This window comes from Blastococcus sp. TML/C7B, assembly GCF_016612845.1.
GTDB lineage: Bacteria > Actinomycetota > Actinomycetes > Mycobacteriales > Geodermatophilaceae > Blastococcus.
On record NZ_JAEOAA010000002.1, the window covers coordinates 195,196 to 208,510 of the forward strand.

General features: G+C 73.4%; 12 protein-coding genes. 6 read left to right on the forward strand and 6 right to left on the reverse strand.

Features of this window, described 5'->3' with window-relative positions; genetic code table 11:
• Positions 1–31 precede the first annotated feature (31 nt).
• From JKP76_RS13920 to JKP76_RS13935, 5 genes are read right to left on the reverse strand one after another with little or no spacing between them, the layout of a single operon-like run.
• Positions 32–1,096 carry a phosphotransferase gene (locus tag JKP76_RS13920; protein WP_200491583.1) on the reverse strand — a complete coding sequence of 355 codons (1,065 nt, stop codon included), beginning with the start codon at positions 1,094–1,096 and terminating at the stop codon, positions 32–34.
• A complete protein-coding gene (locus JKP76_RS13925; protein WP_200491584.1) occupies positions 1,090–2,091 on the reverse strand; it encodes a hypothetical protein in 1,002 nt (333 codons plus the stop codon). The genes JKP76_RS13920 and JKP76_RS13925 overlap by 7 nt, the downstream gene beginning before the upstream one ends.
• 53 nt (positions 2,092–2,144) lie before the next feature.
• Positions 2,145–2,273: a hypothetical protein gene (locus tag JKP76_RS22595; RefSeq protein ID WP_255522687.1), complete on the reverse strand. Its 129-nt coding sequence runs from the start codon at positions 2,271–2,273 to the stop codon at positions 2,145–2,147.
• Between the two features lie 19 nt (positions 2,274–2,292).
• Positions 2,293–2,766, reverse strand: coding sequence for a TetR/AcrR family transcriptional regulator (locus JKP76_RS13930; protein ID WP_200491585.1), 474 nt, complete (start codon positions 2,764–2,766; stop codon positions 2,293–2,295).
• Between the two features lie 10 nt (positions 2,767–2,776).
• Positions 2,777–3,172, reverse strand: a complete 396-nt coding sequence (locus tag JKP76_RS13935; protein WP_200491586.1) for a VOC family protein — start codon at positions 3,170–3,172, stop codon at positions 2,777–2,779.
• A gap of 344 nt (positions 3,173–3,516) precedes the next feature.
• Between JKP76_RS13935 and JKP76_RS13940 the strand changes: the two genes are divergently transcribed.
• From JKP76_RS13940 to JKP76_RS13965, 6 genes are all read left to right on the forward strand, one after another.
• On the forward strand, positions 3,517–5,007 hold the full coding sequence (locus tag JKP76_RS13940; protein WP_200491587.1) for a DHA2 family efflux MFS transporter permease subunit: 1,491 nt from the start codon (positions 3,517–3,519) through the stop codon (positions 5,005–5,007).
• A 130-nt stretch (positions 5,008–5,137) separates the two neighbouring features.
• Positions 5,138–5,536 carry a nuclear transport factor 2 family protein gene (locus JKP76_RS13945; RefSeq protein WP_200491588.1) on the forward strand — a complete coding sequence of 133 codons (399 nt, stop codon included), beginning with the start codon at positions 5,138–5,140 and terminating at the stop codon, positions 5,534–5,536.
• 88 nt (positions 5,537–5,624) lie between these two features.
• Positions 5,625–8,222 carry an alpha/beta hydrolase fold domain-containing protein gene (locus tag JKP76_RS23525; RefSeq protein WP_200491589.1) on the forward strand — a complete coding sequence of 866 codons (2,598 nt, stop codon included), beginning with the start codon at positions 5,625–5,627 and terminating at the stop codon, positions 8,220–8,222.
• 597 nt (positions 8,223–8,819) lie between these two features.
• Complete coding sequence (locus tag JKP76_RS13955) at positions 8,820–10,481, forward strand: AMP-binding protein (RefSeq protein WP_200491590.1); 1,662 nt, start codon at positions 8,820–8,822, stop codon at positions 10,479–10,481.
• Between the two features lie 19 nt (positions 10,482–10,500).
• Entirely contained in the window at positions 10,501–11,730 is a 1,230-nt protein-coding gene (serA, locus tag JKP76_RS13960) for a phosphoglycerate dehydrogenase (protein WP_200491591.1), read from the forward strand.
• Positions 11,730–12,485: a hypothetical protein gene (locus JKP76_RS13965; protein ID WP_200491592.1), complete on the forward strand. Its 756-nt coding sequence runs from the start codon at positions 11,730–11,732 to the stop codon at positions 12,483–12,485. The genes serA and JKP76_RS13965 overlap by 1 nt, the downstream gene beginning before the upstream one ends.
• A gap of 136 nt (positions 12,486–12,621) precedes the next feature.
• Here the strand turns inward: JKP76_RS13965 and JKP76_RS21175 are convergent, their stop codons facing one another.
• Positions 12,622–13,284 carry a molybdopterin cofactor-binding domain-containing protein gene (locus tag JKP76_RS21175; RefSeq protein WP_309232989.1) on the reverse strand — a complete coding sequence of 221 codons (663 nt, stop codon included), beginning with the start codon at positions 13,282–13,284 and terminating at the stop codon, positions 12,622–12,624.
• Positions 13,285–13,315: the final 31 nt, after the last annotated feature.

The following is a 13,315-nucleotide window of genomic DNA, read 5'->3' on the forward strand; positions in this document are numbered from 1 at the left end:
TTCTCCTCGGGAGGTGGGGGAGCGGGTGCGGTCAGGTGAGGACGTCGGCGGCGTCGAGGTCGAGGGCGTGCCGGGCGTGCCGGGTGGCCATGGCGAGGAACATCTCGTCGCCGCGGTCGGTGCGCTTCACGCTCATCGAGGCCAGCACCGCCATCGACAGCCCGCCCCACGTGCCGCGGCGGTAGTCCAGCCAGCAGTCGGCCCAGTCGTAACCGGTCACGCCGCCGGCGACGAGACCGTCGAAGTAGTCGCGGACCAGCTGCTCCTCGACCTCGCGCCGGACCTCGGGGAGCAGGCCGGCGCCGAGGAAGTAGGCGACGTCGCTGGGGCCGGTGCCGGTGCCGCAGGTCTGCCAGTCGACGACGGTGACCGTGCCGTCCGGGCCGATGAGCAGGTTGTCCAGGCGGTAGTCGACGTGGGTGATCGTGGGCGCGGGGGCCCGCTCCGGCCGGGCGTCCAGCCGGCCGAAGTAGAGATCCCCGGCCTGCTTCACGTGCGGCTCCAGGACGGCGGCGTACCGCTCCTGGAAGCCGGCCCACAGCATCGGCAGCACCTCGCCGAGCAGCGCGCCCCGCCCCTCCGGGTCGCCGTGCAGCCAGTCCAGCGCCAGCAGCGAGGGGTCGCCCCACAGCGGCGCGTGCAGGTTGACCAGCTCGCGCACCGCCGCGGCCGCGATGTCGGGACCGCAGCCGCGCAGCTGGTCGCCGGGCTCGGCCGGGGCGAGGTCCTCCAGGAGCAGCACGAAGGACGCCGTCTCGACGTCGAGGTCGGCGTGGTGCAGCCGGGGCGTGCGCACCGGCAGCCGGCCGGCCAGCTCCTGGTAGAAGCGGACCTCCTTCTCGTAGGAGCGGAACGCCTTCGCGGTGGCCCGGCTGCCCTCGTCGGCGGCGGGCAGCTTGGCGACCAGCGAGGCGGGGCCGGCGCCGGGCTCGTCGTAGGTGAGCCGGATCCGGACGCTGTCGCACATCTGCCCGGTGCCGAGGGGGCGGACGTCGGCGTCCACCACCCGGCCCACGGCGAGCGAGCCCGAGGAGGTGAGGGCGGCGGTCAGCCACTCCGGCGTCAGGGCGCCCGGGGTGTCGGCGATCGTCAGCACGGCAGCACCCCGGTGACGTCGGTGCCGGGGAAGAAGCGGTGGTGGCGCGCGCCGGTCACCTCGTAGACGGCGGTGCCGCTGCGCCCGTCGCCGGTGCGCACCCGGACGACGTTGAGGCCGCCGCGGTGGAACGGCTCGTACGGCCGGACGAAGTCGCCCTCGGCCTCGACGTCGATCGTGCGCCCGTCGGCGAGCACGAACCGGCAGCCGCCGGCGATCCCGGCGACCTGCTCGCCGTTCGTCCCGTAGTCGACGACGGCGCCGTCCCGGCCGCGCCAGTCGACGTCGTAGGTGAAGCCGACGACCGGCACCGGGTCGCTCCCGTCGGCCGCGGCCCAGCAGCCGTCGGTGTAGATCGTCGCGCCGTTGGCCAGCTCCCAGTGCCAGACGCCGAGCATCCCGTCCTCGAGCTGGATCTGGAACCAGATCCACAGCGGGCAGCGGCCGTGGTCGCGCACGCCCCAGGAGTGGTCGCGCTGGCCGGTCCAGCCGTCGATGGAGTGCTCGACGCCGGCGACGGTGTAGGTGCCCGACCAGGTGCCGGACTGCAGGATGTGGCTCTGGTCCCAGACGATGCCGTCGGCGGCGCGCATGGTGCCGCGGCGCAGGCCGTAGGGCTGGGTGCGGGCGCGGAAGACGGCGTCGACGCCGATCGGGCTCACGTCGGGGTCGGCCCAGAGCCGGACCTCCTGCCACGGCTTCACGATCTCCACCCGCGCGCCGGGCACCTCGGGGGTCTGCGGGTCCTCGCCCAGCTCGCGCGCGCTGCCGTGCAGGATCTGCTCGGCCCCGACCCGGCCCATCTGCAGGCTGTCCATCGTCCCCTGCGACGGCTTCACGGCCATCGTGAAGAACACCGCGTCCCCGGTGCCGGAGGGGTCGTGGATGTCGAAGAAGTGGCTCTCGCGCCAGTGCGGGTGCGGGGTCGCGACTGCCGGCAGGAGCTCGGGGAGCTGGTGGACCAGCTGTTCGTCGGCGGGGGTAGGACGGGCCACGGTGCCTCCAAGGTGGTGTGACCCCGGACACTAGCGAGCAGTGCTCGCATCCGTCAGCCCCTCTCGAGGCCGTCCAGGAACGTGGCGAGCCCGAAGGCGAAGACGTCGTCGCTGTCCGGGCGCCCGGGGGTCTCCGCGCCGGGCGTCTCGGTGGCGGCGTCGAAGGCGACGGAGCCCAGCACGTAGTCGAGCAGGGCGAGGTTAGGCGGTCCGCGCGCGCTCGGGGGGATGCCCGGCGGCCAGCAGGTTGTCCAGCCCGCAGGCAGCGGCCCGCGAGGCGTTGGGCCCCTGGATGGGCGCGCCGCTCAGCGCCGGCACGACGTGCGGGTGGCTGCGCAGCACCCGGCGCAGCTCGGTGGACAGCTGCTCCACGCGGGTGCGGCCGGGCAGCTGCGGATCGGGCAGCCGCACCTCGCCGAGGACGGCGTCCACCAGCAGCACCAGCAGCTCGTCCCGGCTGGCCACGTGGCGGTAGAGCGTCGAGCTGCCGGTGCCCAGCCGGGTGGCCAGCGCGCGGACGGTGAGCGCGTCCAGCCCGTCGGCGTCGACGAGGGCGAGCGCCTCGGCGAGCAGCACCTCCAGCGTCAGGCCGTCGGTGTGCGGCCGGCGCCGGCCCAGCCGCTCCTCGTGCCGGCGCCACCAGGGGGCGCTGCCGGGGAGGGGGGCGACGGGCACCCGGGGAAGGCTACGGCGAGGTGGCGGTCTCCTGGTCGATGCACATGATGTTGCCCTCGCTGTCCTTGAACCAGGCCGCCCGGGCCATGCCCTCCATGGAGGCGATGTCGCCGTCCCACCGGACGCCGGGGAGGTCGTACACCTCGAACGTGACGCCCTTGGCCTTGAGGTCGCGCACCTCGGCCTCGATGTCGTCCACGTGCCACTGGGCGATGGTGTGCCCCGCCTGGCCGGCGTAGGCCGTCTCGTAGACGTTGAAGGTGGTGCCGCCCCGCGTCTCGTACCGGAGGGCGACGCCGCCCACCTCGCGGGTCGGGGTCATCCCGAGCTTCTCGGCGTAGAAGGCCCTCGCCCGGCCGAGGTCCGCGGCCGGCACGTTCGCCTCGACCCTGCTCGTGTTCAGCATGGCTGGCTCTCCATCGAGGTCGTCCCCCGTGCGGATGGGACCCGTCGAGCCTGGCCCTCCGCCCGGCACCCGGCAAGGGGTCGCGTGGCTCCCGGGAGGGCTCGTCGCAATTCACTCGGCTCGCGTGACGCCGGGCGATAGAGTCCTCCGGTGCTCGACCGGGGTCCCGTCCGCCAGGTCGGCCCGGGCAGCACCGATCGGCCGGGAGCTCGCCGCGCAACGCCGCGACGACGAGCGGACGGCCCGTCCACACGTCCCCAGGGGCAGCGCTCCGTGCTGCCCCGGGCCTTCCGGACACCACGCGGGCGGCGTCCTCCGCCCCGCTGACACCAGGAGAACCGCCTGTGACAACCCCCGCCGCGCCGACCGCGCCGGCGTACCCCGAGAAGATCGACGCCGCCGTCCTGAAGATCGCCGGCGTCGTCGTCCTCGGCGCGATCATGTCGATCCTGGACATCACCGTCGTCAGCGTCGCGCTGCCGACGTTCCAGGAGGTCTTCGACGCCACCTACGCCACCGTCGCCTGGACGATGACGGCGTACACGCTGGCCCTGGCCACCGTCATCCCGCTGACCGGCTGGGCCGCCGACCGGTTCGGCACCAAGCGGCTGTACCTGGCCGCGCTGTTCCTGTTCACCGCCGGCTCCGTGCTGTGCGCGGTGGCGACCTCGATCGAGATGCTGATCGCCTTCCGGGTCCTGCAGGGCCTGGGCGGCGGCATGCTGATGCCGCTGGGCATGACGATCATGACCCGCGCCGCGGGCCCGGACCGGATCGGCCGGCTCATGGCCGTGCTCGGCATCCCGATGCTGCTCGGCCCGATCACCGGCCCGATCCTCGGCGGCTGGCTGATCGACGTCGCCTCGTGGCACTGGATCTTCCTGATCAACCTGCCGATCGGGCTGCTCGCACTGCTCTACTCGTGGCGGGTGCTGCCCGCGGACGAGCCGAGCGAGACCGAGACGTTCGACTTCCTCGGCATGCTGCTGCTCTCGCCGGGCCTCGCGCTGTTCCTCTTCGGTGTCTCCTCGATCGCCGAGGGCGGCGAGGGTGCGTCCTTCGGCCCGCGGGTCTGGGTGTCGGCAACCATCGGCGTCCTGCTGATCCTGGCCTTCGTCCGCCACGCGCTGGGCACCGACAAGCCGCTGATCGACCTGCGGCTGTTCCGCAACCGGCGGCTCACGATCGCGACCGTGGCGATGTTCGTCTTCGTCATCGCGTTCATGGGCGCCGGGCTGCTCTTCCCGTCGTACTTCCTGCAGGTGCGCGGCGAGACGACCCTGATGGCCGGTCTGCTGATCGCGCCGCAGGGCCTGGGCGCGATGGTGACCATGCCGATCGCCGGTGTGCTGGCCGACAAGGTGCCGATCGGGCGCACGGTGCCCTTCGCGCTGCTGGTCATGGCCGCCGGGTTCTTCGTCTTCACCCAGGTCGGCGCGGACACGCCCTACCCGGTGCTGTGCGGGGCGCTGTTCGTCATGGGCCTGGGCATGGGCGGCACGATGATGCCGATCATGACCTCGGCGCTGAAGTCGCTGACCAACGCCGAGGTCGCCCGCGGCTCGACGCTGATGAACATCGTCCAGCAGATCGGCGGCTCGATCGGCACCGCCGTGCTGTCGGTGGTGCTGACCAACCAGCTCCAGTCGCGGCTCCCCGGCGCGGAGGACCCGCTCGAGGCCATGGCCGCCGGGTTCGGGACGACGTTCACCGTCGCCTTCGTGCTGGTCCTGGTCGCCCTGGTGCCGGTCGCCTTCCTCCCGCGGAAGAAGGAGGAGTCGCACCTCCTGGACGACGAGGACGGCGCGGTCGCCGCTCCGGTGCTCATGCACTGATCCGCCCGCTCTGCATGACGACGGCCCTCCCGGTCCTCCCGGGAGGGCCGTCGCCGTTCCCGGGGGCGGGCACCTCCCGGCAGGATCGGTGCGGCGGCGCATCCCGCGCCGCGGACGACGAGGAGGCCCCGTGATCGACGACGTCATCGCCCGCTGGCACCGGTACATGGCAGGCGAGCTGCCCGGTGGGCTCGACGAGCTGCTCGACGACGACGTCGTCTTCTACTCGCCGGTGGTCTACACGCCGCAGCGTGGCAAGGCGGTCACCACCCAGTACCTCCGGGCCGCGGCCGGGACGCTGGGCGGCGGGGAGGGCGGCACCTTCCGCTACACGAAGGAGGTGCTCGCCGGCGACACCGCGGTGCTCGAGTTCGAGACCAGCGTCGACGGCAAGTACGTCAACGGCGTCGACATCATCCGCTGCGATGACGCCGGCCGGATCGTGGAGTTCCGGGTCATGCTGCGCCCGCTGCAGGCGATCACCGCCGTCCACGAGCAGATGGGCCGCACCCTGGCCGCCGGCGGCTGAGCCGCCCGGGACGGGCCCCGGGCGGCCCGTCCCGTGGTACTACCGTCCCCATCGAGTGTGACCACCGTCATAGTCCGAGGGGGAGCGCGTGACCGAGGCAGCAGCGCAGCAGACCGGCCGGGAGCCGGACGTGGACGTCGTCGTCGTGGGGGCCGGCTTCGCCGGGCTCTACCTGCTGCACCGGCTGCGGGCCGCCGGGTTCCGCGCGCGCGGCTTCGAGGCCGCCGACGACGTCGGGGGCACCTGGTACTGGAACCGGTATCCGGGGGCGCGCTGCGACATCCCCACCACCGACTACACGTTCGGCTTCGACCCGGAGCTGGAGCGGGAGTGGACGTGGTCGGAGAAGTACGCGCAGCAGCCGGAGATCCTGCGCTACCTGCAGTTCGTGGCCGACCGCTACGACCTGCGCCGGGACATCACCTTCGGCACGCGGGTCGAGGAGGCCGCCTGGGACGACGCGGCCGGCCTCTGGCGGGTGCGGACCTCGGGCGGGGAGACCGTGACCAGCCGCTTCCACGTCATGGCGACCGGCTGCCTGTCGGTGCCCAAGCAGCCCGACATCGAGGGTGCCGACCGCTTCCGGGGCGAGGTGCACCTGACCAGCCGCTGGCCGCACGAGGGCGTCGACTTCACCGGCAAGCGGGTCGCCGTCATCGGCACCGGCTCCTCGGGCATCCAGTCGATCCCGCTGATCGCCCAGCAGGCCGCCGAGCTGACCGTCTTCCAGCGGACCCCGAACTTCTCCATCCCGGCGCACAACGGGCCGGCGCCGGCGGCGCGGGTGGAGCGCCTGGCCGCGGACCGGGCGGCCTACCGCGAGGCCGGCAGGTGGTCCCGGATGGGCGTGCCGGGCGAGGCCACCGAGCTGACGGGGGTCGGGACGCCGGAGGACGTCCGGCGGGAGCGGCTGGAGGCGGCGTGGGAGGCCGGCGAGCTGCAGGTGATCACCAGCGTCTTCGCCGACCAGGGCACCAACCCCGAGTCCAACGAGATCGTCGCGGAGTTCATCCGCGAGAAGATCCGGTCGATCGTCACCGATCCGGAGACGGCCGAGGCGCTCTCGCCGCGGGACCACTACTTCGGCACCAAGCGGCCCTGCCTGGACACCGGCTACTACGCGACGTTCAACCTGCCGCACGTGCGCCTGGTCGACCTGCGGACGACGCCGATCACCACCATCACCGAGACCGGCATCGAGACGACCGAGGAGTCCGTCGAGATCGACGCGATCGTCTACGCGACCGGCTTCGACGCCATGACCGGCGCGCTGGTGAACGTCGACATCACCGGTCGCGACGGCGGAACGCTGGCGGAGAAGTGGGCCGACGGGCCCTCGACCTACCTCGGGCTCATGACGACGGGGTTCCCGAACTTCTTCGCCATCACCGGGCCCGGCAGCCCGTCGGTGCTGTCCAACATGGCCGTCTCCATCGAGCAGCACGTCGACTGGGTGGCCGACTGCCTCATCGACCTGCGCGACCGGGGGATGACGACGATCGAGCCGACCCCGCAGGCCGAGGAGGGCTGGAACCGGCACGCGGCCGACTGCGCCGCGATCACGCTGCACCCGACCGCGAACTCCTGGTACATGGGCGCCAACGTGCCCGGCAAGCCGCGCGTCTTCTACCCCTACATCGGGGGCGTCGACGGCTACCGGGCGGTGGCCGACGAGGTGCGCGAGCGGGACTACCTCGGCTTCCGGATGTCCGGGCCGGACGGCGAGCGGTGCACCGACGGCGTGGTGCGCCGGCTGCAGCCCGACGTGAGCGCGGTGCTGGAGGCCATGGCGCAGCTGGACCTGCCGCCGCTGGAGTCGATGCCGCCCGAGCAGCTGCGCGCCTTCATGGACACGCTCAACGCCGACCGCCCGCAGGGGCCCGACGTCGGCGAGGTCCGCGACGGCGTGCTGCTCGGCCCGGCCGGCGACCTCGCCTACCGGCTGTTCCGGCCGGCCTCGCCCGGGCCGCACCCGGTCGTCCTGTACTTCCACGGCGGCGGGTGGGTGATCGGCGACCAGGTGTCCGACGAGCCGCTGTGCCGTGACCTCTGCGTGCGCGCCGACGCGGTCGTCGTGTCGGTGGACTACCGGCACGGCCCCGAGGCGCGCTACCCGGCGGCCGTCGAGGACGCGGAGGCGGCGCTGCACTGGGTGGCCGCGCACACGGGCGAGCTCGGCGGCCTCCCGGACCAACTGGTGGTCGCCGGCTGGAGCGCCGGGGCCAACCTCGCGGCCGTCGTCGCCCAGCGGGCCCGGGACGCGGGCGGCCCCGCGCTGCGCGGGCAGCTGCTGATCACGCCGGTCACCGACTCGACCATGGCGACGGGGTCCTACCGGGAGAACGCCGAGGGCTACGTGCTCACCGCCGGCGTGATGCGCTACTTCTGGGACCACTACTGCGACGAGGACCGGCGCAGCGAGCCCGCGGCCTCGCCGCTGCGCGGCCGGCTCGACGACCTCCCGCCCGCGATCGTCGTCACCGCCGAGTTCGACCCGCTGCGGGACGAGGGCATCGCCTACGCCGAGGCGCTGCGCGCGGCCGGCGTCCCGGTCGAGCACGTGAACGCCCACGGGCACACGCACACCTCGCTCTCGATGGTCGGCGTCGTCCTCTCCGGTGCCCGGTTCCGGGCGGAGATCGCCGCGCACCTGCGCGCCCTCCTGCCGGAGACCGCGCCCGTCTGACGGCCCGCGCGACCCACGACGGACGCCCCGCGCCGGCATCGGCGCGGGGCGTCCGGCCCGGGCGTCAGCGGGCGCCCGCGGCCTCCGGCACCCGCGGCGGCGGCTCGTCGTCGGGCACGTCTGCCGGCACGAGCGGCTCGGAGGTGACCGGCTCGAGGTCCAGGTGGGGGGAGCAGCCGGTCCAGCCAGCCCGGGAGCCACCAGTTCCGGGAGCCCAGCAGCGCCACGTCGCCGGCACCAGCACCAGCCGGACCAGGGTCGCGCCGATGAGGATCGCGATCGCCAGGCCCCCGCCTCGGTGACCGGCACGTCGTAGCGCAGGTCGATCAGCGCGGTCGCGCCGTCGCCCGCGCGGCTCCCAGGCGGTGCTGCGTGCAGGTCATGCGCGTTCTCCTCGTCCGGGCGGGTGCGGGCAGGTGGTCCGCACCCGAGCGGGCAGACCATGGCGCGCGGCGCTCGGGAACCGCTGGAGCCGTCGTGGAGCGCACCGGGACCGGCCGGGCCGCCGCCCTGGACGGCGTGCACGCGTCCGGCCCACAATGCGTCGACCCGGGAACGGGCCGCTCCGCGCCGCACCCACCGCACCGGAGGTAGGACGTGTCCCAGCCGAGCCCCGCGGTCCCCTCCTACAGCAGCGGGACCTCCGCCGTGCCGCTGCTGGGCGACACGATCGGCGCGAACCTCGACCGCACCGCGGCCCGCGTCGGCGAGCACGAGGCGCTGGTGGAGTGCGCCACCGGCCGTCGCTGGAGCTACCCCCAGCTGGTCGCCGACGTCGACGCCTGCGCGCTCGGGCTCGACGCCCTCGGGGTGCGGAAGGGCGACCGGGTCGGCATCTGGGCGCCGAACTGCGCCGAGTGGGTGTTCGTCCAGTACGGGACGGCGAAGATCGGCGCGGTGCTGGTCAACATCAACCCCGCCTACCGGACGCACGAGCTGGCCTACGTGCTGAAGCAGGCGGGCATCTCGGTGCTGGTGTCCGCGCCGGAGTTCAGGACCAGCGACTACCGCGCGATGGTCGCCGAGGTGCGCGGCGAGTGCCCCGAGCTGCGCGAGGTGGTGTTCCTCGGGAGCCCGGAGTGGGAGCAGCTGCTGGCGACCGGCCGGGCGGCGGACCGCGGGCTGCTGGCCGAGCGGGAGGCGCAGCTGTCGGCCGACGACCCGATCAACATCCAGTACACGTCCGGGACGACCGGCTTCCCGAAGGGCGCCACGCTCACCCACCACAACCTGCTCAACAACGGCTTCTTCGTCGGCGAGGGCTGCGGCTACACCGAGGCCGACCGGGTCTGCATCCCGGTGCCCTACTACCACTGCTTCGGCATGGGGATGGGCAACCTGGGGGCGACCTCGCACGGGGCGACGATGGTCATCCCGGCCCCCGGCTTCGACCCGGCGCTGACGCTGAGGGCCGTGCAGGAGGAGCGCTGCACCTCGCTCTACGGCGTCCCGACCATGTTCATCGCCGAGCTGGGCCTGGCGGACTTCGCCGACTACGACCTGTCCACCCTGCGCACGGGGATCATGGCCGGCTCCCCGTGCCCGGTGGAGGTGATGAAGCGGGTGGTCAGCGAGATGGGGATGACCGAGGTGACCATCTGCTACGGCATGACCGAGACCTCGCCGGTGTCCACCCAGACCGGTGCCGACGACGACCTAGACCGCCGGACCGCGACCGTCGGCCGGGTGCACCCGCACCTGGAGGTGAAGGTCGTCGACCCCGCGACCGGGCTGACCGTGCCGCGCGGCGAACCCGGCGAGTTCTGCACCCGCGGCTACTCGGTGATGCTCGGCTACTGGGACGAGCCGGAGAAGACCGCCGAGGTCATCGACGCCGCCCGGTGGATGCACACCGGCGACCTCGCCGTCATGGACGAGGCGGGCTACCTGAACATCGTCGGCCGGATCAAGGACATGGTGATCCGCGGCGGGGAGAACGTGTACCCGCGCGAGATCGAGGAGTTCCTCTACACCCACCCCGACGTCGTCGACGCCCAGGTGATCGGCGTCCCCGACGAGCGGTACGGGGAGGAGCTCATGGCGTGGGTGCGGCTGCGCGAGGGCGCCGAACCGCTCACCGCCGAGGCGCTGCGGGAGTTCTGCGCCGGCCGGCTCGCGCACTACAAGGTGCCCCGCTACGTGAAGGTCGTCGACGAGTTCCCGATGACGGTGACCGGCAAGATCCGCAAGGTCGAGATGCGGGAGGTCTCCATCGAGGAGCTGGGCCTCCAGTCGGCCGCCGCGCACCGCTTCGCCTGACGCCGCTAGGTTCGGGTGCATGCCCAGAGCCCTGCTGCTCGAGAACATCGACCCGGTCGCGGTCGAGCTGCTGACCGCCGCCGGGTTCGAGGTCGAGTCCCGGCGCGGTGCGCTGGCCGAACCCGAGCTGATCGACGCCCTCGACGGGATCACGCTGCTCGGCATCCGGTCGAAGACCCAGGTGTCCGCCGAGGTGTTCCGGCAGCGCCCCGAGCTGGTCGCGGTGGGGGCCTTCTGCATCGGCACCAACCAGATCGACCTCGCCGCCGCCGCGGCCGCCGGCGTCGCCGTCTTCAACGCGCCCTACTCCAACACCCGCAGCGTGGTCGAGCTGGCGATCGCCGAGATCATCAGCCTGGCCCGGCGGCTGCTCGACCGGGACAAGGCGCTGCACGCCGGCACCTGGGACAAGTCGGCGGCGGGCAGCCACGAGATCCGCGGCCGGACGCTCGGCATCGTGGGCTACGGCAACATCGGCAGCCAGCTGTCGGTGCTGGCCGAGGCGCTGGGCATGCGGGTCGTCTACTACGACCTCGAGGACAAGCTGGCCCTCGGCAACGCGGAGAAGTGCGGCAGCCTGGACGAGCTGCTCGAGCGGGCGGAGGCGGTGACGCTGCACGTCGACGGCCGGGGCGGCAACGCCGGGCTGTTCGGCGCCGAGCAGTTCGCCCGCATGCGCCCGCGCAGCCTGTTCCTCAACCTGTCCCGCGGCTTCGTCGTCGACCACGAGGCGCTGCGCGAGAACATCCTCAGCGGGCACATCGCCGGGGCCGCCGTCGACGTCTTCCCGGAGGAGCCCGCCGAGCAGGGCGACCCCTTCGACTCCGCGCTCCGGGGGCTGCCCAACGTCATCCTCACCCCGCACGTCGGCGGGTCCACCCAGGAGGCCCAGCACGACATCGGCCGCTTCGTCGCGGGCAAGCTGGCCGACTACGTCGGCGCGGGGACGACGACGCTGAGCGTCAACCTGCCCACGGTCGCGCTGCACGGCCGCTCGGCGCAGCGGTTCGGGCTGCTGCACCGGAACGTGCCCGGCGTCCTGGCGCGGGTCGACGCCTTGGTGGGGGAGCACGGGCTCAACGTCGACGGCCAGGTGCTGGCCACCCGCGGCGAGTTCGGCTACGTCGTCACCGACGTGAGCGCGGAGCTCCCGCCCGCGCTGCTCGCGGCGCTGCGGGCGCTCCCCGAGAGCGTCCGGTTGACCACCCACGGGCCGGCGTTTCCCCGGCTGGTGGAGAGCGCCGGCTGATGGACGCCCCCGCGCCGCACCGGTTCGTCGCCCGTGTCGTCGAGGAGGCCGCCAACAAGATCCACGAGGACGGCGTCGCCCGGCAGCTCGGCTTCTCCGGCGCGCTGGTCCCCGGCGTGGAGCTGTTCGCCCGCATGACCACGCCGCTCGTGACCGGGTGGGGCGAGCAGTGGCTGTCCGAGGGACGGGTGGACGTGCGCTTCCGCCGTCCCGTCTACGACGGCGAGGAGCTGCTCGTCGAGCTGGCCGACGGCCGGCTCACCGCCACCGGCCCGGACGGCGAGGTGCGTTGCGTCGGCTCGGCGCAACCGTCGGCGGACCGGCCCGACCTCACCGGCTTCACGGAGGTGCCGGCCGGTCCCGGGTTGGTGGCGGACCCGGTCGTGGGGCCGTTCGGCAGCGTCGCGGAGCTGTGCACCGTCGAGCGGAACGAGTGGTACCTCGACGCGATCGGGGAGCCCCTGACGCTGTACCGGGAGAACGGCTGGGCGCACCCGGGGATGCTGATGAAGGCGGTCCACCGGCTGCTGATGCAGAACGTGGCCCTGGGGCCGTGGATCCACACCGCGAGCGACTGCCGCTTCCTCGGCATCGCCCGCCTGCCCGTGGTGCTCACGACGCACGGCCGCGTCACGCACGTCGGCCGCCGGGGCCGGCACGACGAGGTCCGCTACGACGCGCTGGTCCTCGCCGGCGACCAGCCGGTCTTCCAGGTGCACCACACCGCGCTGTACCGGCTGGGCACCGACGCCTGACGCGGCGGCGACCGGCACCGGACGCCCCGAGCGCCGCCGATCCGTGATCAGCCCTCGCTGAGGGTCGCCTCGCAGACGCTGGAACGACCGCGGGTGCGTGGTGATCACGCACGCGGCGTTCGCCTCGTCGGCGGGATCAGCCGACGGTGGCCTGCACCGCCCGCCAGATGCGCATCGGCGTCGTCGGCATGTCGACGTGCCGGACGCCGAGGTGGGCGACGGCGTCGATGACCGCGTTCTGCACCGCCGGGGTGGCGCCGATGGTGCCGGCCTCGCCGATGCCCTTGGCGCCGAGCGGGTTGTAGCTGGTCGGGGTCTCGCTGGCGACCAGCTCGAACGAGGGCAGCTCGGTGGCCGAGACGATCGGGTAGTCGGCGAACGTCGACGTCGTCGGGTTGCCGTCGGCGTCGTAGAGGATCTCCTCCAGCAGCGCCTGTGCCGCACCCTGGGCCAGGCCGCCGTGCCGCTGCCCCTCGGCGAGCAGCGGGTTGAGGATGACCCCGGCGTCGTCCAGCGCGACCAGCCGCACCAGCTCGGCCTTGCCCGACTCGACGTCGACCTCGACGACGGCGACGTGCGCGCCGAACGGGTACGTGGCGCCCGGCGCGGTGAACACGCTGCGGACGAACAACCGCTCCTTCTCCGCCAGCGCGGCGAAGGAGACCGACGCACCCGGGACGCCGGCGACGCGCAGGCCCGCGAGCTCCCGGTCGACGACGAGGTCGGCGGGGTCGACCTCCAGCTCCTGGGCCGCCCGCTGGCGGGCCAGCTCGACCAGCTCGCCGGCGGCCTGGCGCACCGACGCCCCCCGCCCAGCTGGAGGCTGCGGG

Excerpts from the sequence above, each read along its gene's own strand:
- JKP76_RS13935 (WP_200491586.1), bottom strand. The coding sequence starts at position 3,172 with ATGCTGAACACGAGCAGGGTCGAGGCGAACGTGCCGGCCGCGGACCTC.
- serA (WP_200491591.1), top strand. The coding sequence starts at position 10,501 with ATGCCCAGAGCCCTGCTGCTCGAGAACATCGACCCGGTCGCGGTCGAG.
- JKP76_RS13965 (WP_200491592.1), top strand. The coding sequence starts at position 11,730 with ATGGACGCCCCCGCGCCGCACCGGTTCGTCGCCCGTGTCGTCGAGGAG.